This is a genomic window from Rhodococcus sp. P4_F3_2 (assembly GCF_056401335.1).
Genome location: NZ_JBFUJN010000001.1, coordinates 323,835 through 347,056, shown reverse-complemented (window position 1 = coordinate 347,056; position 23,222 = coordinate 323,835). Strand labels below are relative to the sequence as shown.

At 63.5% G+C, this 23,222-nt stretch carries 25 protein-coding genes and 1 pseudogene; 13 read left to right on the top strand and 13 right to left on the bottom strand.

Annotated features, from left to right (window positions below):
• The first annotated feature begins 43 nt into the window (after nt 1-43).
• The 5 genes and pseudogenes from AC1DWA_RS01710 to phoU all read left to right on the top strand — a co-directional run.
• Nucleotides 44-922, top strand: a complete 879-nt coding sequence (locus AC1DWA_RS01710) for a LysR family transcriptional regulator (RefSeq protein ID WP_019745078.1) — start codon at nt 44-46, stop codon at nt 920-922.
• 128 nt (nt 923-1,050) lie between these two features.
• Nucleotides 1,051-2,010, top strand: coding sequence for an acyl-ACP desaturase (locus AC1DWA_RS01705; protein ID WP_003940492.1), 960 nt, complete (start codon nt 1,051-1,053; stop codon nt 2,008-2,010).
• An 81-nt stretch (nt 2,011-2,091) separates the two neighbouring features.
• Complete coding sequence (gene dusB, locus AC1DWA_RS01700) at nt 2,092-3,234, top strand: tRNA dihydrouridine synthase DusB (RefSeq protein ID WP_003939756.1); 1,143 nt, start codon at nt 2,092-2,094, stop codon at nt 3,232-3,234.
• 150 nt (nt 3,235-3,384) lie between these two features.
• Nucleotides 3,385-5,415, top strand: a complete 2,031-nt coding sequence (locus AC1DWA_RS01695; RefSeq protein ID WP_029536959.1) for an LCP family protein — start codon at nt 3,385-3,387, stop codon at nt 5,413-5,415.
• Nucleotides 5,416-5,487: 72 nt separating this feature from the next.
• A pseudogene (phoU, locus tag AC1DWA_RS01690) lies at nt 5,488-6,180 on the top strand (phosphate signaling complex protein PhoU); the annotation flags it as partial.
• 23 nt (nt 6,181-6,203) lie between these two features.
• On the opposite strand, the gene AC1DWA_RS01685 reads toward phoU, so the two are convergent.
• From AC1DWA_RS01685 to AC1DWA_RS01625, 13 genes are all read right to left on the bottom strand, one after another.
• Nucleotides 6,204-6,950, bottom strand: coding sequence for an SDR family oxidoreductase (locus AC1DWA_RS01685; RefSeq protein WP_019745080.1), 747 nt, complete (start codon nt 6,948-6,950; stop codon nt 6,204-6,206).
• Between the two features lie 90 nt (nt 6,951-7,040).
• Nucleotides 7,041-7,778, bottom strand: a complete 738-nt coding sequence (locus AC1DWA_RS01680; protein WP_020970608.1) for an urease accessory protein UreD — start codon at nt 7,776-7,778, stop codon at nt 7,041-7,043.
• Nucleotides 7,778-8,521 (bottom strand): urease accessory protein UreG, encoded by a 744-nt coding sequence (ureG, locus tag AC1DWA_RS01675; RefSeq protein ID WP_019745082.1) that lies wholly within the window; start codon nt 8,519-8,521, stop codon nt 7,778-7,780. Before ureG ends, AC1DWA_RS01680 begins: the two co-directional genes overlap by 1 nt.
• A complete protein-coding gene (locus AC1DWA_RS01670; protein WP_019745083.1) occupies nt 8,514-9,203 on the bottom strand; it encodes an urease accessory protein UreF in 690 nt (229 codons plus the stop codon). Before AC1DWA_RS01670 ends, ureG begins: the two co-directional genes overlap by 8 nt.
• Nucleotides 9,204-9,207: 4 nt before the next feature.
• Nucleotides 9,208-10,917, bottom strand: a complete 1,710-nt coding sequence (locus AC1DWA_RS01665) for an urease subunit alpha (RefSeq protein WP_019745084.1) — start codon at nt 10,915-10,917, stop codon at nt 9,208-9,210.
• Complete coding sequence (gene ureB, locus AC1DWA_RS01660; protein ID WP_019745085.1) at nt 10,914-11,384, bottom strand: urease subunit beta; 471 nt, start codon at nt 11,382-11,384, stop codon at nt 10,914-10,916. Before ureB ends, AC1DWA_RS01665 begins: the two co-directional genes overlap by 4 nt.
• Nucleotides 11,381-11,683 (bottom strand): urease subunit gamma, encoded by a 303-nt coding sequence (ureA, locus tag AC1DWA_RS01655; RefSeq protein ID WP_003939800.1) that lies wholly within the window; start codon nt 11,681-11,683, stop codon nt 11,381-11,383. Before ureA ends, ureB begins: the two co-directional genes overlap by 4 nt.
• A gap of 281 nt (nt 11,684-11,964) precedes the next feature.
• Nucleotides 11,965-12,741: a phosphate ABC transporter ATP-binding protein PstB gene (gene pstB / locus AC1DWA_RS01650; protein WP_019745087.1), complete on the bottom strand. Its 777-nt coding sequence runs from the start codon at nt 12,739-12,741 to the stop codon at nt 11,965-11,967.
• Between the two features lie 58 nt (nt 12,742-12,799).
• Entirely contained in the window at nt 12,800-13,708 is a 909-nt protein-coding gene (pstA, locus tag AC1DWA_RS01645) for a phosphate ABC transporter permease PstA (RefSeq protein WP_003940100.1), read from the bottom strand.
• A 3-nt stretch (nt 13,709-13,711) separates the two neighbouring features.
• The gene (gene pstC, locus AC1DWA_RS01640) at nt 13,712-14,803 is read right to left on the bottom strand and encodes a phosphate ABC transporter permease subunit PstC (RefSeq protein WP_007733846.1); all 1,092 of its coding nucleotides are present in this window, start codon (nt 14,801-14,803) and stop codon (nt 13,712-13,714) included.
• A 62-nt stretch (nt 14,804-14,865) separates the two neighbouring features.
• A complete protein-coding gene (pstS, locus tag AC1DWA_RS01635; protein ID WP_019745088.1) occupies nt 14,866-15,984 on the bottom strand; it encodes a phosphate ABC transporter substrate-binding protein PstS in 1,119 nt (372 codons plus the stop codon).
• A 193-nt stretch (nt 15,985-16,177) separates the two neighbouring features.
• On the bottom strand, nt 16,178-17,077 hold the full coding sequence (mshD, locus tag AC1DWA_RS01630) for a mycothiol synthase (RefSeq protein WP_477846794.1): 900 nt from the start codon (nt 17,075-17,077) through the stop codon (nt 16,178-16,180).
• Between the two features lies 1 nt (nt 17,078).
• Entirely contained in the window at nt 17,079-17,831 is a 753-nt protein-coding gene (locus AC1DWA_RS01625; protein WP_003939728.1) for a winged helix-turn-helix transcriptional regulator, read from the bottom strand.
• A gap of 141 nt (nt 17,832-17,972) precedes the next feature.
• Between AC1DWA_RS01625 and AC1DWA_RS01620 the strand changes: the two genes are divergently transcribed.
• The 8 genes from AC1DWA_RS01620 to AC1DWA_RS01585 all read left to right on the top strand — a co-directional run bounded on the left by AC1DWA_RS01620 (nt 17,973) and on the right by AC1DWA_RS01585 (nt 23,219).
• On the top strand, nt 17,973-18,752 hold the full coding sequence (locus tag AC1DWA_RS01620; RefSeq protein WP_003939847.1) for an LmeA family phospholipid-binding protein: 780 nt from the start codon (nt 17,973-17,975) through the stop codon (nt 18,750-18,752).
• Nucleotides 18,749-19,222, top strand: a complete 474-nt coding sequence (locus AC1DWA_RS01615) for a thioredoxin family protein (RefSeq protein WP_019745090.1) — start codon at nt 18,749-18,751, stop codon at nt 19,220-19,222. The genes AC1DWA_RS01620 and AC1DWA_RS01615 overlap by 4 nt, the downstream gene beginning before the upstream one ends.
• 10 nt (nt 19,223-19,232) lie before the next feature.
• Nucleotides 19,233-19,319 (top strand): putative leader peptide, encoded by an 87-nt coding sequence (locus AC1DWA_RS01610; protein WP_350318872.1) that lies wholly within the window; start codon nt 19,233-19,235, stop codon nt 19,317-19,319.
• A 130-nt stretch (nt 19,320-19,449) separates the two neighbouring features.
• On the top strand, nt 19,450-19,920 hold the full coding sequence (locus AC1DWA_RS01605) for a DUF4395 domain-containing protein (RefSeq protein WP_080909652.1): 471 nt from the start codon (nt 19,450-19,452) through the stop codon (nt 19,918-19,920).
• 74 nt (nt 19,921-19,994) lie between these two features.
• On the top strand, nt 19,995-20,828 hold the full coding sequence (locus AC1DWA_RS01600) for a sulfurtransferase (RefSeq protein WP_020908929.1): 834 nt from the start codon (nt 19,995-19,997) through the stop codon (nt 20,826-20,828).
• A 2-nt stretch (nt 20,829-20,830) separates the two neighbouring features.
• Entirely contained in the window at nt 20,831-21,136 is a 306-nt protein-coding gene (locus AC1DWA_RS01595; RefSeq protein WP_003939797.1) for a DUF1416 domain-containing protein, read from the top strand.
• Between the two features lie 291 nt (nt 21,137-21,427).
• On the top strand, nt 21,428-22,033 hold the full coding sequence (locus AC1DWA_RS01590) for a heme-binding beta-barrel domain-containing protein (protein ID WP_170320401.1): 606 nt from the start codon (nt 21,428-21,430) through the stop codon (nt 22,031-22,033).
• Between the two features lie 145 nt (nt 22,034-22,178).
• A complete protein-coding gene (locus AC1DWA_RS01585) occupies nt 22,179-23,219 on the top strand; it encodes a type IV toxin-antitoxin system AbiEi family antitoxin domain-containing protein (RefSeq protein ID WP_054825153.1) in 1,041 nt (346 codons plus the stop codon).
• Nucleotides 23,220-23,222: the final 3 nt, after the last annotated feature.

The following is a 23,222-nucleotide window of genomic DNA, read 5'->3' as shown; positions in this document are numbered from 1 at the left end:
AACTTGGAGTTCTATATGCGTCAGAGGTATATAGATTGGGTTCGTGATGCTGACCGAAGACCTCGAATGGTTTGTCGTTCTCGCCGAAACCCAACAGGTGACTGCTACCGCGGATCTGACTCACCTGTCGCAGCCGACACTCTCGCGCAAACTTGCACGCCTCGAACGACAGATCGGAGTGACGCTCTTCGACCGTCAGGGACGCCGACTCGAACTGAACCGGTACGGCGAGATCCTCTACCGACACGCTCGCACCGCTCTTCACTCACTCGACGCGGCGCAGAGCGAAATCCAGTCGCTGGCGAGCCCCGAAAGCGGCACGGTCCGGCTCGACTTCCTCCACTCGTTCGGCACCTGGTTGGTGCCGCACATGCTGCGCGGATACCGCGTCGAGCATCCCGGAGTGCGATTCGAACTGCATCAGGACAGTGCGCAGTTCCTGGTCGACAGAATTGCCGCCGGCACGTCCGACCTGGCCGTCGTCTCGCCGCAGCCGCGTGATCCGCAGGTGGCATGGATGCAGATCGCCCAGCAGTCACTGGCATTGGCTGTTCCGGCTGATCATCGCTTTGCGAAGTTGCATTCGGTCGAGCTCGCGGACGCGGCCGACGAACCGTTCATCGGTATGCATCCGAACTTCGGGATGCGAAGAATTCTCGATGAACTGTGCGCGGCCGCAGGATTCACGCCGAATTTCGTCTTCGAGAGCAGCGAGCTGGCAACGGTCGGCGGACTGGTCTCCGCGTCCTTCGGTGTCTCGGTCATGCCGGTGCAGGATCCACCGATCTGGGCCGAAGGAGTCGTCTACGTACCGATCGAAGGAGCACAGCGAAAAATAGGGCTGATCTGGTCGAAGAGCCGCGAGCTGTCCGATCCCGCCCGGACGTTCCGCGACTACGTCGAAAGAACGACTTGGTCGTGAAAGTGCCCCCGGATAACTACGGATCGGTAACATCCCTCGAGGGGAGCAATTTTCATGCCATTCTTTTCAAACCTACGGTGCCGTAGGCTGGGGCGAAGTCGCGCATTCACTCAACATGGAGGCAAGAAATGACGAGGATTCTGACGCAGCTGGAGCTGCTACAAGAGCTGCAGCCGGTTGCCGAGGAGAACGTCAACCGCCACATCTCCATGGCCAAGGAATGGCATCCACACGACTACGTTCCGTGGGACGAGGGCCGTAACTTCGCAGCCATGGGCGGCGAAGACTGGAGCCTCGAGCAGTCACAGCTCGGCGAGGTAGCTCGCGCCGCGATGATCACCAACCTGCTCACCGAGGACAACCTGCCCTCGTACCACCGCGAGATCGCCGAAAACTTTTCGCAGGACGGCGCCTGGGGAACGTGGGTCGGCCGGTGGACCGCCGAGGAGAACCGTCACGGCATCGTGATGCGTGACTACCTCGTCGTCACGCGCGCAGTCGACCCCGTCGAGCTCGAGCGCTTCCGCATGGAACACATGACAAACGGTTACAGCGCACCCATCGACGAGGGCGACGCCGGCCTGCTGCACTCGGTCGCCTACGTGACCTTCCAGGAACTCGCGACGCGCGTCAGCCACCGCAACACCGGCAAGGCTTGCGACGAGCCGATTGCCGACAAGATGCTTCAGCGCATCGCCGCTGATGAGAACCTGCACATGATCTTCTACCGCAACATCTGCGCCGCCGCGCTCGATCTTGCTCCCGATCAGGCTCTCAAGGCTGTGGCGAACATCGTCCAGAACTTCCAGATGCCGGGCGCCGGCATGCCGAACTTCCGTCGTAACGGCGCTCTCATGGCCAAGCACGGCATCTACGACCTTCGCCAGCACCTCGACGAGGTCGTCTGGCCCGTTTTGCGCAAGTGGAACATCTTCGAGCGCAACGATTTCAGCGCCGAAGGCGAGAACACGCGCGAAGAGTTGGCGGCCTTCCTCGAGACCCTTGCCGCCAACGCGACGAAGTTCGAGGAACAGCGCGATCGCATGCTCGCACGCGAAGCCGCCAAGCGCGAACAGCAGGCTTCTTAGTTTCACCAGCTATTCTGTGCCCGGTACCGGATTCGGTACCGGGCACTTCCAATTGTCACAAGTATTTGTTCAGAGGTAGACATGTCATCCCTACGTATCGGTTCACTCGAGCTGCACAGCCCCGTGGTCCTCGCCCCCATGGCGGGCGTCACCAACGTCGCTTTCCGCACGCTGTGCCGTGAACTCGAACTCGAACGTGCAGGCAGCACGTCCGGCCTCTACGTCTGCGAGATGGTCACGGCACGTGCGCTCGTCGAGCGCCAGCCGGCCACGATGCACATGACCACGTTCGGCCCGACCGAAACACCCCGGTCGCTGCAGCTCTACACAGTCGACCCGGATACGACCTACGCCGCGGCCAAGATGATCGTCGACGAGAACATGGCCGATCACATCGACATGAACTTCGGCTGCCCCGTCCCGAAGGTGACCCGCAAGGGCGGTGGCTCCGCGCTGCCGTACAAGCGTCGGCTGTTCGGACAGATCGTCGCGGCTGCTGTGCGCGCGACCGAGGGCACCGATATTCCGGTCACTGTGAAGATGCGCGTCGGCATCGACCCCGAACATCACACGCACCTCGACGCCGGCCGGATCGCCGCAGCTGAAGGCGCTGCTGCCGTCGCACTTCACGCACGTACCGCGTCGCAGCGCTACTCCGGCACTGCTGACTGGAACGAGATCACGCGTCTCAAGGAACACGTCACCGACGTTCCGATCCTCGGCAACGGTGACATCTTCGATGCTTCGGATGCTGCCCGGATGATGAACGAGACCGGCTGCGACGGCGTCGTCGTCGGACGTGGCTGCCTCGGACGGCCATGGCTGTTCGCGGAACTCAGCGCAGCTCTCAACGGACAACAGATCGCCACGCCGCCGACGCTCGGCGAAGTCACCAAGATCATCGCCCGTCACGCCCAGCTGCTCGCCGCACACCACGGTGAGATGAAGGGCTTGCGCGAACTTCGCAAGCACGTCTCCTGGTACATGCGTGGGTTCCCGGTCGGATCGGATCTGCGGGTCTCGATGGCGTTGGTCAGCACGTTGTCCGAACTGGACGACCTGCTCGGACAGCTCGATCACGACGTCCCGTTCCCCAAGGACGCCGAAGGCCCGCGGGGTCGCCAAGGCTCGCCCGGTCAGGTAGCACTTCCGGAAGGTTGGCTCGACGATCCCGAGGACGATCTTGTGCCGGTCGGGGCTGACATGATGCACTCCGGTGGCTAGCGAGAACACGCCGTCGGATTACTCTCATCACTTTCTGAGTGAAGCACTCAGGATTCACCAGTAATATGGCTCCAGCTTCGTCGACAACCGGTTGACGCCGGCATCTGAATGACGAGTTACTGACAGTCGACGACGGGACAGGTTGCATCGGTGGGTGATGATCACGATTCGGGCCCACCTCCGCCCGAGAGCCGCGCCCCCTGGGAACGTCCGCTCGCAGACAAGCGCTTCCGCAACGCCCGACCGGACCAACCGGCAACGCCCCAGCGCCCTGCCACACCTCAGCGACCAGCACCGCAACCACCCAGTCCCCCGGAGCGTCGCAGCAGTGGACGGACCGGCCGCCGGGATTCGCCTCCGACCGACGACTCTGTTTCGGTCGCCGAGTTGGTCCGTCGGGTAGGCGACAAGAAGCCGCCACCTGCCCCGGCTGCGCCGCCCAAGCCGGCGCCGACCAAATCCGTGCCACCCAGGACTCCACCTCCATCAGCGTCCGCGCCGCCCCCTGCCCGGCCGATTCCCGCGCGTCCGACCGTCCCGCCTGCCGCTGCGGACTGGATCACCGAAGAACATCCCGTCACCTCCGCAGTGCCGCGGGTAGTCGGTGACACCGGCGCTACCCGTCTGGCGCAAAGCAAGATTCGCCGCCGCCATCGCGCAAAAGTGATCGGCCGATCGGCAGTAGCGTTCCTGGCCGTCATGTCTCTCGCGTTGACCGGCGTCGTCTGGGGTTATCTGCGGTCGGTCGAAGGCGGTTTCGATCAGATTGCGGCACTCGACACCGAGTCCGACGACATCATCGACGCCGGGGGCCAGCTCGGCGACGAGACATACTTGATCATCGGCACCGATACCCGCGCGGGCGCGAGCGGTGAGATCGGCGCCGGAACCGTCGAAGACGCCGAAGGCGCGCGCGCCGACACGGTCATGCTGGTGAACATTCCCGCCGACCGAAGCCGTGTCGTCGCCGTCTCCTTCCCGCGTGACCTCGACGTCGAACGTCCGATCTGCCAGGGCTGGGACAACGACGCCGGCAAGTACACCAGCGAAACCTTCCCGGCCGCCAGCGGCGACAAGCTCAATGCGACGTACGCACTCGGTGGTCCCAAGTGCCTGGTGAAGGTCATCCAGAAGATGTCCGGCCTGAAAATCGGGCACTTCGTCGGAATGGACTTCGCCGGCTTCGAGCGCATGGTCGACACCGTCGGCGGCGTGAACGTCTGCTCCCCCGGACCGATCGAGGACGGCATCCTCGGAACCGTCCTCGCATCCGGCGGAACGCAGATGCTCGACGGCCGTACCGCCCTCAACTATGTGCGTGCGCGCCACGTCGAAGCCGAGGGTAACGGCGACTACGGACGCATCACCCGTCAGCAGAAGTTCCTGTCGGCGCTGCTCCGCTCGGCCCTGTCCAACCAGGTCCTCCTGAATCCGAGCAAGCTCAACGGATTCATCAACGCCTTCACCAGCGACACGTTCGTCGAGAACATCGACACGAAGTCGCTGGTCACCCTCGGCCGTTCGCTGCAGAACGTCGACGCGGGCGCGGTCACGTTCTTGACGGTCCCCACGGACGGCACCAACGACTGGGGCAACGAGATTCCTCGCACCGACGAGATCAAGTCCCTCTTCCAGGCGATCATCGACGACGAACCGCTTCCGGGTGAAGAGCGCGAGGACACCACACCGTCGTCGACCAGTTCCACGACAACCGCTCCTACGTCCAGCACGCCGCCCGCCGCCACTTCCGTCGAAGCGATGAGCGCCTACAACATCTCGGTCGACGTCTCCAACGCGTCGGGAATCGCCGGGCAGGCCGCGACGATCGCCGACAGCCTCGCTGCTTACGGTTTCCAGATCTCCACGGTCGGCAACTTCAGCGCAGCCACCGGCCTGGCGAATGCTCAAGCGTCGACCACCGTCGTGCGTTACGCAGCAGGTTACGAGGCTGAAGCGGTCACTGTCGCGTCGTCGATTCCCGGTGCGGTTCTCGTTCTCGCTCCGAGCATGGGAGACATGATCGAGGTCGTCGTCGGAAGCAATTTCGCCGGCACCGTCGTCGCCCCCGCGGACCCGGGGACCATCCTGGCGGCAAATCCGACATCGGTCGACACCAGCACCTCGACGGCTCTGCCCGCCGACATCGCCAGCGTCAACGCCGGCGACACCACCTGCGACTGACACGCGTTCATTCACCTTGCGTTCACCTGGTGCTTGTGACTTGGTCTTTCACGGCACGTAGGCTCTGACCTCATGCGCGTGGCTTACAACGAACAGATGACCGAGCTTGCAGACACGCTCGGCGAGATGGCAGGACTGGCAGGTGCCGCTATGGAGCGCGCCACCCAGTCCCTGCTCCAGGCAGACCTGTCCCTGGCAGAACAAGTAATCGGCGAACACGACAAGATCACCGAACTCAGCACCATTTGCGAGGAGCGCGCGTTTGCGCTGCTCGCCTTGCAGGCTCCCGTTGCCGGAGATCTGCGCTCGGTGGTCAGCGGAATCCAGATCGTCGCCGACATCGACCGCATGGGTGCACTCGCCCTGCACGTCGCGAAGATCGCGCGCCGCCGACATCCCAACCACGTGCTTCCCGAAGAGGTCAACGGCTACTTCGCCGAGATGGGACGCATCGCTGTCTCCATCGGTGCGGCCGCCAAGGTCGTCCTCGAGACCCGCGACCCCGAGCGCGCTGCCCGCCTGCGCGAAGAAGACGAAGCGATGGACGACCTCCACCGCCACCTCTTCACCGTCCTCATGGACCGCGAGTGGAAGCACGGCGTTGCCGCCGCAGTCGACGTCACGCTGCTCGGCCGCTTCTACGAGCGGTTCGCCGACCACGCCGTCGAGGTCGGCCGACGCGTCATCTTCCTGGTGACCGGCAAGCTGCCCGAAGAGCCGGAAACCACCGAGAAGGTCGACAACCTCACCTCGTACCCGGATCTCACTTGCGCGGCCGCCTTTCCTATTCAGTTCTCGTGTAGCCAGGTCTTCAACGTGGGTCCTGCAGTTGTGGATCCCGGCCCGGGCAGCAGCGCCCCACCCTTCATCGCCTTACCCGCTCCCGGCATCGAGATCGGGATCAGCCACTTGCGTCGGCCACGGTATTTCAAAATCTCACGCGTCATGGCCGGGATCTCGAGGACCTCAGGCCCGGCGAGATCTGGAGCCCTCCCGGTCGGACCGTTCTGAGCGCACGTCACCAGAGCCTCGGCGACGGTCTTCGCCGCTATCGGTTGGGAGCGCATCCGGGGAACCATCGCGACCGGCCCCAGTCCGAAGAGCGCGATGGTCTTCTCACCGAACTCGAACCACTGAGTGGATCGCAGGATCGTGAAGGGAATGCCTGACGCTTCCACCGCGCGTTCCTGCGCGGCCTTTCCCTGGTAGTACCCGAAGGACTTCAACTGCGGATCGTCGCAGTTCACGATCGAGAGCAGCACGTGATGCTTAACGCCCGCTCTGGCTTCGGCCGCGGCGATGTTCTTCGCTGCCGTCTCGAAGAACTCGATCGCCTTCTTGGCACTGTTGGTGACGTGATCACTCACGTCGATGACAACGTCGGCACCGACAAACGCTTCGTCCATCCCCGCACCCGTGGAGATGTCGACTCCCGTCGATCGAGCGGCGGCGGCGACGTCATGGCCCCCGATTTTCGCCTGCTCGACGACCAGCTTTCCCATCTGGCCGGTTCCGCCCAGAACAACAATTCGCATGATGCCTCCGTCAAACCCGTGCGCCCGGCTCTCTTCGGCCTGGTCACATACTGGACGACGCAGCCTCCCGAAGTGTGACGGTCGGGCGAATCAGTCGCTGTACTTCTGCGAAACCCGCCCACGCCACTGCGACCAGATCGGATCCAACGCTGCGCTCGCCTCGTGTGCGTGATCGGCCACGGCCCGTGCCAGCATCCCTGCTCCCGCCAGCGGCGTCACGTGCCCTTCGACCACGTCGGAAGTCTTGATCCCCAACAGCATGGTCGTACCGAGCACGCGATGGCCACCGAGAATTCCCGGCAGCGAACGGCCCGGCACGCTACGCAGGTCGAGTGTTTCCACGAGCAGCGCGTCACCGTCGACGGTAATGCGCTGATCCGAGCGAAGGGCACCGCCGGTTTCGCCGGTCCGGCCGAACACGATCATCTCGTCGAGCAGCGCAACCGCATCGGATTCCAGTGAAATATCCACGCGCCTGGTCACATCCGCGCCGCCCGCGACGACAAACGGTGCCGCGCGCCAGATCAGCGCCGCACCGGCGCCGACGCTCGCCGAAGCCGACCACGACGCCCGGCCGCCACGCGCGTTGTACGCGACGGTCCCCGACGGCTCGATCACCTCGAGGCACGTACCCGGAGCGACTACGAATTCGATACGCAGATCATCGCCGGCCAGCAGCGTTGCGCTGTGCCCTACCAAGGCAATTCGCACAGTGAGCCCGCGAGCGTCGACGAACCGCGGGGCCAGGAAGTCGCCCGAGATCAGCTCTCGCGCAACAGCGGTGTCACCCACTCTTTCGACGACGACCCGCGTAGCTCCGGTGCGCATCAGTGAGCGTGAGAGTGGCTGTGCCCGTGACCGTGTCCGTGGTCTTCTTCATCGGCATGGAAGTGCGGCGCCATCGGCCCCGGATCCTGCGGGGTGTGACTACCCGCGCGGTGAGCTGCGATGACCTGGCGAAGCCACGCACTGAGCTTGTCGATCGTTGCGTGATCCTTCTGGCTGAGCGCGAGAACGGGAAGTCCGTCTCGCGCGGCCGTGGCATCGGCAACCATCTGGACCGCGTCGACGTCGACGTACGGGGCCAGGTCGATCTTGTTGACCACCAACAGATCTGCCCGCTCGATTCCGGGACCACCCTTACGTGCGACGTCTCCGCCGCCCGCGACATCGATGCAGAAGATCTGGGCGTCGACCAGTGCCGGGCTGAACGTGGCGGTCAGATTGTCACCGCCGCTTTCCACGATCACCATGTCGAGGGGATGGAACTGACGCTCGAGGTCTTCGACCGCAATGAGGTTCGGCGTCACGTCGTCACGGATGGCCGTGTGCGGGCACGCTCCGGTCTCGACTGCGACGATGCGCTCGATCGGAAGTACGTTGGCCGCGCGCAACAGTCGCGCGTCCTCGTCGGTGTAGATGTCGTTGGTGACCACCGCGATCTCGTACTCCGACGCGAGCTCGCGGCAGATGGTGGCGATGAGGGTACTTTTTCCGGTGCCGACGGGGCCGGCAACTCCGAGCCTCAAACCTCTTGCAGCAGTGGTGGTGTTGTTCAGGTTGTCAAGCACGGAAAATCCTCCTGGATCGAGCGTGGTGTTCGAGTGACCATTGTTCGACCAACGGTCCTGTTGTTGCGGGTATATCTGTGACGCCTTCGACTGCCACGGCAGCCGCGGCGACGGTTTCGATGGTCGGGGCTGCTCGGAGCAACCATTCGACCGGTTCTGCCGGATCCACCGGCAGTAGCTTCAGTGCCGCCGACGCCACCGTTTGAGCGTCGTCGTACAAACAAGATCTGGCTGCCTGTAGGTCGTCCATCCCGGAGATCGCCGTGAAGACTCCCAACGCGAGCGGACGCATCGGATGCCCAGGCAGCGCCATGAGCATCTGGACCGCGGGGTGCTGCGGCCACAATCGCGACGCCAGCCTGGCCAGTCCACGTCCGAGCTGAATAGACGCCTCACGCAGCGGTGCGCTGGGCGTCCGAGCGAGCAGTTCCCTTGAGATCTCCTCGAGTTCGCCTGCACCACCGGCACTTATGGCCCAGCGGCGCGTGACCACCGTTGCAGCGGCCTCGACAAGTCCCACTGTTTCGAGTCGACCGCGAATGAAGTCGGGGACCTGACTCTGTAGGAGTCCGCCCGCCAGTGCCGGTTCCAACCCCGACGAGTGCGCGTGACCGCCGGTAGGCAGACGCCCGTCTGCCAAGAGCATCGATGCTATCTCGGCAGACGCCATCTCGATTGACATGGTTTCAGAACAGCATGTAGCGCTGAGCCATCGGCACTACGTCAACGGGGTTGGGCGCGATCAGGTCGCCGTTGACCTTGATGGCAAACGTCTCCGGATCGACGTCGATGGACGGCAGTGCCGTGTTGTTCGGCATATCCGCCTTGGTGAGGTGCCGCGTCGGACGAACACCGGTAAGGGTGCGCGTGAGACCGAGACGACCGGCCAGACCGTCCTCGATGGCCATCGGCGAGACGAACGTCGTGGACAGGTGCGGGGCTGATCCCGGAGTTGCCGCGATGGCCGGCCGAACGAACACCGGCTGCGGGGTCGGGATAGCAGCATTCGGATCACCCAGCGGCGCAGCAACTATCGCCCCGCCCTTGATCACGGCAGAAGGACGGACACCGAAGAACGCGGGATCCCACAGCACCAGGTCCGCCATCTTCCCGGCCTCGACCGATCCGATCTCGTGATCGATACCGTGAGCCACCGCGGGGCAGATCGTGTACTTGGCGACGTAACGCCGCGCACGCTCGTTGTCGGCCGGCATGCTGGTGCCCAGCTTGCCGTACTGGGCCTTCATGACGTGGGCGACCTGCCATGTCCGCAGGGTCACCTCTCCGATGCGGCCCATCGCCTGGGCGTCGGACGAGGTGATGGAGATGGCACCGATGTCGTGCAGAAAGTCTTCCGCTGCAATAGTTGTCGGCCGGATCCGTGACTCGGCAAAGGCAAGATCCTCCGGAACCCGGGGATTGAGCGCATGACACACGATGAGCATGTCGAGGTGCTCGGCAACCGTGTTGACGGTGTGCGGCAACGTCGGATTGGTCGATGCCGGAAGAACGTTCGGCTCACCTGCCGTCACGATGATGTCCGGAGCGTGCCCGCCGCCGGCGCCTTCCGCATGGAACACGTGGATCCCGCGTCCGGCGATCGCGTCCAAAGTGTGCTGTACGTAGCCGGTTTCGTTGAGGCTGTCGGCATGCAGCGCCACCTGGAGCCCGAACTCGTCAGCTGCTCGCAGAGCTGCGTCGATTGCGGCCGGAGTGGAACCCCAGTCCTCGTGGACCTTGAATCCACCTGCGCCGGCGAGAGCTTCCTGACGCATGGCCTCATGGCTGACGGTGCTGCCCTTGCCGAGGAGAAGAACGTTGAGCGGGATGTGGTCGAGGGCCCGGTGCATCATCGTCAGCGACCAGGCGCCGGGCGTGACGGTGGTTGCCTTGCTTCCCTCGGTTGGGCCCGTTCCGCCGCCCGCCACCGTCGTCGTACCGGTCGCGAGCGCTTCCATCATCTCGATTTCACTGAGGAAGTGCACGTGAGTGTCGATCGCACCCGCGGTGAGGATCTTTCCCTCGCCGGCGATCACGTCGGTGCTCGGCCCGATGAGCAACTTGGGGTGCACGCCATCCATGATGTCGGGGTTACCGGACTTACCGATCGCAACGATGCGTCCGTCGCGAATTCCGACGTCTGCCCGGACGATTCCCCAGTGATCGAGGATCACCGTGTTGGTGATGACGACGTCGAGAGCGCCCTGATCGCGAGTGGTCAGGCCCTGGCCCATCGACTCGCGGATGCTCTTGCCGCCGCCGAAGACCATCTCGTCGCCGGTCGCGGTGTAGTCGTGCTCGATCTCGATCCACAGATCTGTGTCGGCCAAACGGATCTGGTCGCCAGCGGTCGGGCCGTACAGGGAGGCGTAACCGCGTCGATCGATCCTGCTCATTCGGCTGTCCTCTCAACTAGCGTCGCGGCATCGTCCGGTGAATCCGCCTCGACTGGAACATCACTCACACGAACGTTCACCGAAGAGGCTCGCAAAGGTTCTTCGACCTCGACACCGGGCGTGCCGAACGGCATCACGGTCTTGGGCTCACGCGCATGCGTCGGTAGATCTTCGTCCGGCACGATCTGCAGGCCCGGAACCCTTTTGAGTCCGCCGAGCGCGATCAGTGTCACCGTCCTGCTTACCCCGGGTTCGAACCGAACCGACGTTCCCGAGGGGATGTCGAGCCGGAAGCCGTCTGCCGCTTCGCGATCGAAGGTCAACGCCGGGTTGGCCGCTGGAAGGTGGAGATGTGAACCGATCTGAATGGGGCGATCGCCGTCGTTGACGACGACCATCGTGATCTTTTCCGCGTCAGTGCCGAACTCGAGCGGTTCGGTGGACACACGTACCTCACCGGGGATCATCGAATTGGCTCCGTCACGGTGACCAGCTTGCGACCGTCCGGGAAAGTGGCCTCGACCTGGACGTTTGCAATCATCTCGGGTACCCCTTCCATCACGTCGTCGCGGGTGAGCACTTGCCGACCGGCGTTCATCAGTTCCGCAACCGTCATTCCGTCACGCGCACGCTCGAGAATCCAACACGAGATCAGGGCCATCGCTTCGGGGTAGTTCAGCAGTACCCCGCGCTCGCGGCGGTCGCGGGCGACCATGCCCGCAACGCTCAGGAGGAGCTTTTCGGTATCTGAAGGGGTGAGGTGCACTGACAAGCCCTTCCGGTTGTGAAACGACATCGATCGACAGCGTGCTGTCGGGCCGAGATTAGCATTGCCCGAAGCGTCGTCAGTATCCACGAGATTCACATCGTCGGCTACTTCAGCGCCCACTCGGCGCACTTGCGCTGCTCATCGAATTATTCGGGCGCCCAACGACGCTCAGCTCTGCGCCCCGGAGTGGGAACTATCACCACAACCAAAAAGTTTCACCCCCGTCTCCTGTTGGAAACGGGGGTGAAACATGATCGTGCAGTGTGCAATCCCAGGGGCTATCCGAAGCGGCCGGAGATGTAGTCCTCGGTGGCCTTCTGCGTCGGGTTCGAGAAGATCTTCTCGGTATCGTCGATCTCGACGAGCTGACCGGGCTTACCGGTTGCCTCGAGGTTGAAGAATGCCGTCTGGTCACTCACACGCGCAGCCTGCTGCATGTTGTGCGTGACGATGACGATCGTGAAGTCCTTCTTCAGCTCGGTGATCAGGTCCTCGATCGCGAGAGTCGAGATCGGGTCGAGCGCGGAGCACGGCTCGTCCATGAGCAGAACGTCGGGCGAGACCGCGATGGCACGCGCGATGCACAGACGCTGCTGCTGACCGCCTGAGAGGCCGCCACCGGGCTTGTCGAGGCGATCCTTGACCTCGGTCCACAGGTTGGCACCGCGCAGCGAACGCTCGGCCACCTCGTCGAGCTTCTTCTTGCTGCGCTCGCCCTGCAACTTCAAGCCCGCGACGACGTTGTCCTTGATGGACATGGTCGGGAAGGGGTTGGGTCGCTGGAACACCATGCCGATGGTCTTGCGGACGCCGACAGGATCGACGTTCGAGCCGTAGATGTCCTCGCCGTCGAGCAGGACCGAACCCTCGACACGCGCACCGGGAATCACTTCGTGCATGCGGTTGAGTGAACGGAGAACGGTGGACTTGCCGCAACCGGACGGGCCGATGAAGGCGGTCACGCTCCGGGGCGGGACGGACAGGCCCACATCGGCGACGGCGTGGAACTTGCCGTAGTAGATGTTGACGTCCTTGAGATCCAGACGCTTGGCCATTACCGGCTCCCTACTGAGTTGTTGACGCTGTTGAGTACGAACATGTTCCGAGGCCGCATCACTTGCTTCTGACCTGTGAGAAGTGACCGATCAGCTTCGCGACGATGTTGAGGATCGCGATCAGCAGGATCAGGGTCAGTGCTGCGCCCCAGATGCGGTTGGTGCCGGCGTCGGTGGGGTTGTTCATCTCGGCGACCATGACGGAAGGCAGAGTGCCCATTTCGCCGTTGAACAGGTCGAAGTTGATGAACGGCGCGTAGCCGACGAGGATCAGCAGCGGCGCGGTCTCACCGAGCACGCGGGCCAGGGCCAGCATGACGCCGGTGATGATGCCGGGAAGCGCCGTCGGCAGAACGATTTTCGAGATGGTCTTCCACTTCGGCACACCGAGCGCGTACGACGCCTCGCGCAGATCCATCGGGACGATGCGCAGCATTTCCTCGGTGGAGCGGATGACGACCGGGACCATGAGAAGGACCAGAGCCAGCGACACGGCGAACGCGGACTTGGGGAAGCCGAAGGTCGCGATCCACAGTGCGTAGATGAACAGCGCAGCCACGATCGACGGAACACCGCTGAGGATGTCGACCATGAACGTGGTGAGCTTGCCAAGCTTCGACTTCCGGTCGGCGTACTCCACCAGGTAGATCGCGACGAAGATACCGAGCGGGATGGAGAAGACCGCGCACACGATGCCTTGCAGCAGGGTGCCGATCAATGCGTGATAGATACCGCCGCCGTCGGCCGACGCCGTCAATCCGCTCAGTGAGTTGGTGAACCACGTGGGCGACGTCAGAGCGGGCAGGCCCTTTGCGATGACCGTGAAGAGCACCCAGACCAACGGGATGAGCGCGATGACGACTGCCAGGCTCACCAGGATGGTCGCGATGACGTCCTTGGCACGACGACGGGCGCCGACGCCTTGGAAAGTGGGGGCCTTGACCGGCCGGTCCAGAGTGGAGGTCATGGGTCAGTCCTTCTTTCCGGCGATCACTGCGCGGGCAGCCGCGTTGACGACGAAGGTCAGTACGAACAGCACCAGTCCGGCCGCGATGTACGCGCCTGCCTGGATGTCGTTGTTGAACTCCGCGTAGCCGAGGGCGATCTTGGAGGCGATGGTCGAGCCGCCGTCGAACAGCGACCAGCCGAAGGCCTGAGAGGTGGTGCGCAGGATCAGGTACAGCGCCATCGTCTCGCCGAGTGCGCGTCCGAGACCGAGCATCGAGCCGCTGATGTAGCCGGACTTACCGAACGGGATGACCGTGGTGCGCACAACTTCCCAGCGCGTGGCGCCGAGAGCGAGTGCTGCTTCGATCTGTGAGCGCGGGGTCTGGATGAACACCTCGCGGGTCACTGCGGTGATGACCGGAAGGATCATCACGGCGAGGACGATGCCTGCGGTGAAGATGGTGCCGCCGCCGGTGATCGATCCGCTGCCGTCGGCGAAGAGCGGGAACCAGCCGAGAGTGTCGTTGAGCCACACCGCGACCGGGGTGATCGCCGGAGCGAACACGAGAAGTCCCCACAGGCCGTAGACGATGGACGGCACGGCCGCGAGAAGGTCGATCGTGTACGACAGTGGCCGCGTGAGCCACTTGGGTGAGTACGAAGTCAGGAAGATCGCGATGCCCAGTGCGATCGGCATCGCGAGCACCAGTGCGAACAGCGAGACCAACACCGTGACCTGGAAAAGATCGAGGACACCGAACGCCATCGCGTTGATGTTCTGCGTCACCCATTCACGGCTGGTCAGGAAGTTGACCTGGTTCCGGCTCAAAGCAGGAACAGCACGCCAGATCAGGAACGCGCCGATCGCCGCGATGACAACCGTGATGAAGATTGCCGAACCGGAAGCGAGCGAGCTGAAGATGCGGTCACCCGGACGGGTCACCGTCTTGCTGTTGCCGCTTCCCGGACCGTCACCCTTCGGAGGATGCTCGGTTTCTGGAGCCTTGGTGGAAGTAATCGTGTCCTCCGTGGTGCCGTTCGGACCGCCCACCCCGGCCCCGCTGGTTGCGGGGCCGGGAGAACGAGATGTCGAGGTGATGGGCGCGTCACTCATGTGCGCTCACTTCCTTCACGTCTGAATGTAGATCCATGAGCTTGTCCGCACGAGTCTCTAGGTCAGCTGATTGCCGTGATGGACGCGTTGAGGCGATCCTGGACGTTGGCCGGCAGCGGGACGTAACCCTGCTCGGCCAGGTTGGCCTGACCCTCGTTGGCCGCGCTCGTCAGGAACGACTTCACTGCTGCGGTGGTGTCCGCGTCGTAGCCCTTGGAGCAGACGATCGAGTACGTGGCGAGAACCAGCGGGTATGCGCCGGCTTCGTTGGTCTTGAAGATCGACGCGAGGTCGAGCGTCAGGTCGCCGGTTGCGTCGGACTTGAACTTCGCGCCTGCGATCGACTTTGCGGCCGAGTCGTTGGTCAGTGCGACTGCCTCGGAGCCGGTGTTGATTTCTGCAACCGAGAGCTTGTTCTGATCGGCGAACGACTTCTCGACGTAGGTGATCGAACCCGGTGCCGTGGCAACTGCCTGTGCAACGCCCGCCGAACCCTTGGCGCCCTCACCGACGCCACCGGTGAAGTCGGACCCTGCGCCCGACGTCCAAGCACCGTTCGATGCCGCGTCGAGGTACTTCTGGAAGTTGTCGGTGGTGCCCGAGGAATCGGAGCGGATCACGGTGGTGATCTTCTCGTCAGGAAGCGAAGCACCGGAGTTGAGCGCGGCGATTGCCGGATCGTTCCACTTGGTGATGCCACCGTTGAAGATCTTCGCGAGAACCTCTGCGTTGAGAACGAGCTTGTCGACGCCGTCGAGGTTGTATGCAACTGCGATCGGGCCGAAGACGAGGGGGAGGTTCCAGGCTTCGCCGCCGACGCAACGCTCCTTGGCCTTGTCGGCCTGCTCGTCCTTGATGGCCGAGTCGGAGCCGGCGAAGTCGATCTGGCCGGCGATGAACTGCGTGCGACCGTCGCCCGAACCGCTGGGGTTGTAGGCGACGTTGACGGTCTTGCCCTTTTCCTGGCACACGGAGATGTAGGTGGCGACGAACTGGTCCATGGCATTCTTCTGTGCCGAGGAACCAGCGGCAGAGAGGTTGCTCTTGCCTTCGCACGTTGCGTTCGATGCGGACGCGTCCACACCCGTCGACGACGAGTTGTTGTCGCTGCCACATGCGGCCAAGGTCATGGCGCCCACGGCCACTACACCGAGCAGGGCACCACTGCGCTTGAGATTCACCAAGATCCTCCGGAAATCGCTACCGCCACGCCCACGATCGGGCGGCGACATGAGATGCAAAATGATTGAAATCTGCATCAGGCAACACGGCGCTGCCCACAGAGAAAAGTAGGCGGGCGCGGTGTCCGGTTGGACCACACATGGTTAACAGAGAATGAACAGACTGGACATTTCTGCGTGTTCGACTGTGACGTCAGAGCGCGCGAGCGTAAGCCATGTCCATGTGGAACCGATCGAAGCCGAGTCGCTCGTACGTGTGGAGGGCGGCAGTGTTGTCACCTTCGACGTACAGAAGGACCGTTCCGAGGCCGCGATCTCGCAGGTAATGCATGCCTGCGAGAGTCAGCACTCGACCGAGACCACGTCCCTGCGCCGCAGGATCGATACCCACGACGTACACCTCCCCCAGCTCGGGATCGTCACCTTCGGGTGCGTGCACCTTGGTCCAGTGAAAGCCGAGAAGAGTATCGGGATCGGTGTCCGCGAACGCCATGAACAGACCGGCCGGGTCGAACCAGCCTTCGGCCGTTCTCTCGTCGATCTCCGCCTGGGTCCAGCCACCCTGCTCGGGATGCCAGGAGAAGGCCGCGTTGTTGACGCGAAGGATCTCGGAATCGTCTTCGGGCCCACGGTACGTCCGCATCGTTATACCTTCGGGCACAACGATTTCCGGAAGCTGCGGAGCATCGAGCGGTCGACGCAGCTGGAGGAGTTCACGAACGCTGACCAGATCGAGGCTCTTGGCGAATTCCACTGCGGCGTCGATGTTTCCGTGCGCCCAGACTCGCGTGCCCGGCCGACCTTCGTCGAATACCGCTGCGGCAAGCCTGGTTCCGATACCGCGGCGCCGCGCCTGCGGGTCGACCACCAACTCGGCCATGTCGGGATGCTCGTCCGAACCGGCTTGCAGCTGTGCATAACCGACGACCGTATCGCCGTCGAGTTCGAGAAAGTGTCGTGCTGCGCCGCGCCCGGCAACGGCATGGCGCCCCTGTTCCGACACGGGCGCCTTGCCGTCGAACTCGGTTGCGCGATCGAGAAGCGCGGAAACCTGCTCGGCGGATCCGGCCGGCAGTGAATCTGTCCAACCCACGTCAGACCACCGATCCGTCGGCCGCGTCGTAGTCGACGTCTTCGTCGTCCTCGAACTGAACGGGAGCAGCTGCGCCGCCCTTGGCCCTGGTTGGACGCACTGCCTTGTATCCGACATTTCGGACTGTACCGATCAAGGACTCGTATTCGGTGCCGAGTTTCGCCCGCAGACGACGCACGTGGACGTCGACCGTCCTGGTGCCGCCGAAGAAGTCGTAGCCCCACACTTCCTGCAACAGCTGTGCCCGGGTGAATACCCGACCGGCATGCTGCGCGAGGTACTTGAGCAGCTCGAATTCCTTGTAAGTCAAATCAAGGGGCCGTCCACGCAGTCGTGCCGTGTACGTCCCCTCGTCGATAACCAGTTCGCCCAGCGTGATCTTTCCCGACGCTTCCGGACTGGCAACACCGCCGCTGCGGGCGACCAACAACCGCAATCGGGCGTCCACCTCAGCCGGACCGGTACCGGGAAGCAGGATGTCGTCCAACCCCCAGTCGGCGTTGACGGCAACGAGTCCGCCTTCGGTGAGGACGGCGACCACAGGTACTGCGGATCCTGTGCTTCCGAGCAATCGACACAACCCGCGTGCGGCAGCTAGATCAGTGCGCGCATCCACCAATGCCACGTCCGCGGAACTTGCCTCGAGTAGCGAGGAAACCTCTGTGGGGGCAGGCCGAACCGAGTGCGCCAGCAACGCCAACGCCGGTAGTACAGCTTCCGGGTTGGGGTCGGAGGTGAGGAGGAGCAGTTCCACACGGCCTCCTATCTAGTAGCCCGCGCAACCCGTGAGGGCAACGCTCGAGTAGTTCGACGCTTTTGGTCGGTCCCTACATTAGCGTGCCTGGTACCGGGGCCGTCGCATCGAACCCCGACCGGAGTCCGTCACAATGGTGCGGTGCGCAAACTGATCATCGGCATCGTCTTTCTCCTCGGCCTCGGACTGGTGGCCGATTTCGGCGCTGCCGCGTACGCCGAGTACCGGGTTTCCCGCGAGCTCCGAACCGGCGCATCACTCGAGTCGGATCCTGAGGTCACCTTCAACGGGTTCCCCTTCCTCACCCAAGCACTCGGCGGGAAATACAAGGACGTCTACGTCAGAGCTACCGGCGTCCAGAGCGACGTGGTCGGCGAAGTGACCGTCGAAGCCGACCTGCGCGGGGTCACCGTTCCCTTCTCCGACATCGTGAACGGCAATGTCACCCAGCTCCCCGTCGACAAACTCGACGGCCGGATGGGAATCAACGCCACCGACCTCGGAAAGCTGCTCAACATCCCTGACCTGCAGGTATCTTCGCCGCCGGCCAACAAGTCGGATGGCACCGGGGGCAGCGGTGGAACGGGCGCGAGCACCGCGGGGGCCGTCGTGCTGACCGGAACGGTTGCCGTCGGTCCGGTCGAGACTGCAGTGAGCGTCCAGGCCAACCTGGTTCTGGAAGGTGGGCAGGTCAAGATCGTCGCAAGCAACCTGTACTTCGGTCCGGAGGGCAAAGCCGATTTCTCGATCCCCGCAGCACTCGAACCCGTGGTCCTCGGATTGTTCAGCTACACGATCGATCCGCAGGCACTCCCCTACGGAATTCAGCCGAGCCTGGTCTACGCGGAAGGCGGAAGAATCGTGATCGAAGGCAGCGCCGAAAACACGACGATCGATCTCGCAGAGCTGCAGAACCGATGACCGGGATCACAATTCTGCTGGTCGCCCTCGTCGCCGTCGTCGCGGTCGGGCTCTTTCTCAAGTCTCGCAACGGAGCAGTCCGAGCCACCACCGCGGCATCCGGCACCACCAACAGCCGCCTCGAACTGCTGAGTTCTGCCGGAGTCTCTTCGCCGAACGGCGGGCCCGTCGTACTGCATTTCTCCGCCGACTGGTGCGGACCGTGCGCGGCAGTACGCCGCGTCGTCGGCCAGGTTGTGGTTTCGATGGCGGACGCTCCCCGTCCGCCGGTGGAGATCGAGCTCGACATCGACAAAGAACCGGCTCTGGCACGCGAAATGAGCGTCCTGTCGCTGCCCACCACGTTCATCCTCGACGGTGGCCTGGAGGAACAGTTCCGAGTGTCCGGTGTGCCGTCCGCAGCCGATCTGAAAGCTGCGCTCGTACCACTATCCGGACCCCACGAGCCAAAATCCGAGAATTCGGGGTAAACTCGCCGACGTGCAAACCCGCCACGAGCTGATGCTCACCCGACGCCGCGCAGTAGACCTGTGCCGCCTCGGGGGCTGTTGCTGTACCTGTTGCTGATCACCACATCCGTCAGATCTCTCTGACCTTCGAGCTTTCGCTCACGTGATCAATCCACCGAGTGGGACTTTTGCGTCCCCTTTTCTCGGTCCAGGCAAGCACCATGCAATCCAGCGCAGGAGCACTCCCGATGTCCACAACCACAGCCCAGCTCGAGCAAGTCGACGTCCGCGGACCTCGGTTCGCCGCGTGGGTCACCACCGGCGTTCTCGTTCTCACGCTCATCCTCTCGACCTTCTCTCTGCCCGCCGCCACCGTCGTTCTCGCATTGCAGGCGATCGTCTTCGCAGTCGGAGCGGTACTCGGCCCCAAGCGCAGCCCGTACGGCCAGATCTTCGGCAAGTTCGTCGCCCCGCGACTCTCGCCGGTCAGCGAACGCGAACCCGTGGCGCCGCTGCGCTTCGCTCAGTTCGTCGGCTTCGTCTTCGCCTTGGCAGGCACGGTCGGTTTCCTGGCCGGGTCGACGATCGTCGGCACCGTTGCCACCGGCTTCGCCCTGTTCGCGGCCTTGCTCAACGCCGCGTTCGGCATCTGCCTCGGCTGCCAGATCTACCCMCTCGTCGCCAGGCTGCGAAATACCGGCCGCGCGACCACCGCATGAAAACGCTTGCCACACAACCCCGCTGAACCCCTGCTAGATATCGACCGATGCAAGACCACATCGAAAGGAACACCATGGCTCGCTCCGACGTCCTAGTCTCCGCTGACTGGGCTGAGCAGAACCTCAACACCCCCAAGACCGTTTTTGTCGAGGTGGACGAGGACACCAGCGCATACGACGGCGGCCACATCGAGGGTGCAGTCAAGCTCGACTGGCGCAAGGACCTCCAGGACGGCGTCCGACGCGACTTCCTGAACCAGGAGCAGTTCTCGGACCTGCTCTCCGCCAAGGGCATTGCGAACGACGACACCGTCGTTCTCTACGGTGGCAACAACAACTGGTTCGCTGCTTACGCGTACTGGTACTTCAAGCTGTACGGCCACCAGGACATCAAGCTGATCGACGGCGGCCGCAAGAAGTGGGAACTCGACGGACGCCCGCTCTCCAAGGACGCAGTCAACCGCGAAGCCACGCAGTACAAGGCCGAGACCCCCGACTTCTCGATCCGCGCATTCCGCGACGAGGTCATCGACGCCATCGGCAGCAAGAACCTCGTCGACGTTCGCAGCCCTGACGAGTTCTCCGGCAAGATCCTCGCTCCCGCCCACCTTCCGCAGGAGCAGGCGCAGCAGCGTGGCCACGTCCCCGGAGCCATCAACATCCCGTGGAGCACCACCGCAAACGAGGACGGCACCTTCAAGTCGGACGACGACCTCACCAAGCTGTACGCGGAGAAGGGCTTCGACGACACCAAGGAAACGATCGCCTACTGCCGCATCGGCGAGCGCTCGAGCCACACCTGGTTCGTACTGCAGGAGATCCTCGGCAAGAACAACGTCAAGAACTACGACGGCAGCTGGGTCGAATACGGCTCACTCGTCGGCGCACCGATCGAATTGGGAGCCTGATCATGTGTGGAGCACCTACCCAGGGGCAGACCCTGCCTGCCGGCGTCGACGTCGAGAAGGAAACGGTCATCACCGGCCGCGTTCTCGCCGCTGACGGCCAGCCCATCGGCGGCGCATTCGTGCGCCTGCTCGACGGCTCCGGAGAGTTCACGGCCGAGGTCGTGGCATCGGGAACCGGCGATTTCCGCTTCTTCGCCGCTCCGGGCGAGTGGACCGTGCGTGCACTGTCCAGCTCGGGCAACGGCACATCCACCGTCGCTCCCGAGGGCTCGGGCGTGCACAACGTGGACGTGACCGTCAGCAAGTAATTCCTGCTTTTTCAGGCGGCCCCGCACCCCTTCGGTGCGGGGCCTTCTGCATTCCGGCTCCCGATTTTTCCGGTCGGTCGCCGCGGTCTAAGATGTACCCGTGGTCATTTTCTTCGAGGTACTCCTCGCACTCGCATCCGTCATGATCGCTTGGTTCTCCGTGTACGTCGTGTACCGCTTGGTCACCGACGAGTCGTGAGTCAGGCTCCGGATTCAGGGTCCGACGCGACCGCTGACGATTCCGCCGCTGCAGGTGCCGTAAGGCGCGGCAGCGGGGACGAAGCTGTCGCCATCGCCGTCGAGCGCTCCAAGTCGACGGCGTCGCTCAACATTCCGACCCTGCCGGACCTTCCGTTGCCCGAGGACACCGCAAACCTGCGCCTCGGCCCGGACATCAATCCCGAACTCCTCGCACTGCTCCCCCTCGTCGGCGTCTGGCGCGGCGAAGGTGAAGGGCACGACGAGACCGGCGACTACGCCTTCGGTCAGCAGATCGTCATCTCTCACGACGGCGGCCCCTACCTCAATTGGGAGTCCAGATCTTGGCGTCTCGACGCCGAGGGCAAGTACGTGAGCCCTGATCTGCGCGAGAGCGGTTACTGGCGCATGGGCGGCGACGGCATCCCGGGCAGCGTCAACCAGGAAGTCGTCGAGCTCCTGCTCAGCCACAGCTCCGGCGTCGTCGAAATGTACTACGGCCGTGCGCTTACCCAGGCGTCGTGGGAACTTGCCACCGACGTGGTGATCCGCAGCCAGTCCGGTGCACTGTACGGCGGCGCGAAGCGCCTCTACGGCATCGTCGAAGGCGGCGACCTCGCGTACGTCGAAGAGCGGATCATGTCTGACGGTGGCCTGGAACCGCGCCTCTCGGCGCGGCTGACCCGCTACATCGGCTAGTTCTGCTGTGCGCCATTTATTAACCCCCGGCGGTTAATAAAGGCGCACAGCAGATCCATCCACAGGCACCGACAAATTCCACAGGCGGGCTTCGGAGCGGCATCTTCGACCGATTCTTGTCGGTCCGCGATCTCACGGTATTCGCATGAGCTGCGACTACATCGATCCTGATCTCCGAAGACTCTTCGACTTCCAGCACGGACTCGCGACCAACAAACAACTACGCCCTTTCGGCTATTCACCGCGGCGAATCCAACACCTGGTCGAATCGGGTCAATGGACAACCGTCCTCCACGGCGTTCAATCCAGCACCAACGGCCCACTCAACCGAGCAATGATTCTCGAGGCCGCCCTTCTGTTCGGCGGCGGAGAGACCTACCTGAGTCACCGGACGGCAGCTGAAGAGTGGGGACTCACGCACATCGAGTCCGAACTGCCGGTCCACATCACGGTCCGATACGGCAGATCCTCGCGCTGTCAGAGTCCGACGGTCAGACCCGAACGCTCCCCGGCGCGCCCCGTTCCGTTGGGGTGGTCCACTGCCCATCCCGGAGTGATCGTTCATCGTTCACGCGCTCAGGCATACATCGGCGTTGCCACTCAGCCTGCTCGTACTTCGCTGGCCGACACCGCAATTGACCTGGCGGTTGCAGAGCCGTCGGCTCGCGACGCCGCTCGTTCTCTGGTTCGCTCCGCCACGGCGTGCAAAGTGTCACGGATGGAATTGCGCACCCGAATGGAATGCCGCCGGCCGAGGCGATATGTCAAAGCGCTGTCCTCGACATTGGACCTGTTGGATCGCGGTGTCCAGTCGGTACTCGAGCATCGCTACGCAATCGAGGTCGAGCGAGCACACGGTTTGCCGGAAGCACGACGGCAATCGCCGGTCCTCGTCGATGGGAGAACTCTCTACGAGGACGTCGACTACCGCAATTGCGGTGTCGCACTGATCGTTCGACTCGACGGATTTGCCTTCCACTCTTCTCGAGCGACTGCACTGCGTGATCGTCGGCGAGGAAACGCATCCGAACTGTCAGGCAACGCCACACTGGTCTTCGGTTGGGAGGAGGTGGAGGGGGCCTCGTGCCGAACTGCAGCCGAGGTCAGAGCGATCCTCGAGCGCGGTGGATGGTGGGGGCCTAATCCTTGTCCACGCTGTGCGCCTTTATTAACCGCCGGGGGTTAATAA

Bases quoted from the DNA above. Each gene is read 5' to 3' on its own strand.
- AC1DWA_RS01665 (WP_019745084.1), bottom strand. From the start codon at position 10,917: ATGAGCAGGATCGATCGACGCGGTTACGCCTCCCTGTACGGCCCGACC.
- ureB (WP_019745085.1), bottom strand. From the start codon at position 11,384: ATGATCCCCGGTGAGGTACGTGTGTCCACCGAACCGCTCGAGTTCGGC.
- AC1DWA_RS01615 (WP_019745090.1), top strand. From the start codon at position 18,749: ATGACCGGGATCACAATTCTGCTGGTCGCCCTCGTCGCCGTCGTCGCG.
- pstB (WP_019745087.1), bottom strand. From the start codon at position 12,741: ATGGCCAAGCGTCTGGATCTCAAGGACGTCAACATCTACTACGGCAAG.
- pstA (WP_003940100.1), bottom strand. From the start codon at position 13,708: ATGACCTCCACTCTGGACCGGCCGGTCAAGGCCCCCACTTTCCAAGGC.
- AC1DWA_RS01585 (WP_054825153.1), top strand. From the start codon at position 22,179: ATGAGCTGCGACTACATCGATCCTGATCTCCGAAGACTCTTCGACTTC.
- pstC (WP_007733846.1), bottom strand. From the start codon at position 14,803: ATGAGTGACGCGCCCATCACCTCGACATCTCGTTCTCCCGGCCCCGCA.
- AC1DWA_RS01680 (WP_020970608.1), bottom strand. From the start codon at position 7,778: ATGCGCACCGGAGCTACGCGGGTCGTCGTCGAAAGAGTGGGTGACACC.
- dusB (WP_003939756.1), top strand. From the start codon at position 2,092: ATGTCATCCCTACGTATCGGTTCACTCGAGCTGCACAGCCCCGTGGTC.
- AC1DWA_RS01670 (WP_019745083.1), bottom strand. From the start codon at position 9,203: ATGTCAATCGAGATGGCGTCTGCCGAGATAGCATCGATGCTCTTGGCA.
- AC1DWA_RS01685 (WP_019745080.1), bottom strand. From the start codon at position 6,950: ATGCGAATTGTTGTTCTGGGCGGAACCGGCCAGATGGGAAAGCTGGTC.
- AC1DWA_RS01595 (WP_003939797.1), top strand. From the start codon at position 20,831: ATGTGTGGAGCACCTACCCAGGGGCAGACCCTGCCTGCCGGCGTCGAC.
- AC1DWA_RS01600 (WP_020908929.1), top strand. From the start codon at position 19,995: ATGGCTCGCTCCGACGTCCTAGTCTCCGCTGACTGGGCTGAGCAGAAC.
- AC1DWA_RS01705 (WP_003940492.1), top strand. From the start codon at position 1,051: ATGACGAGGATTCTGACGCAGCTGGAGCTGCTACAAGAGCTGCAGCCG.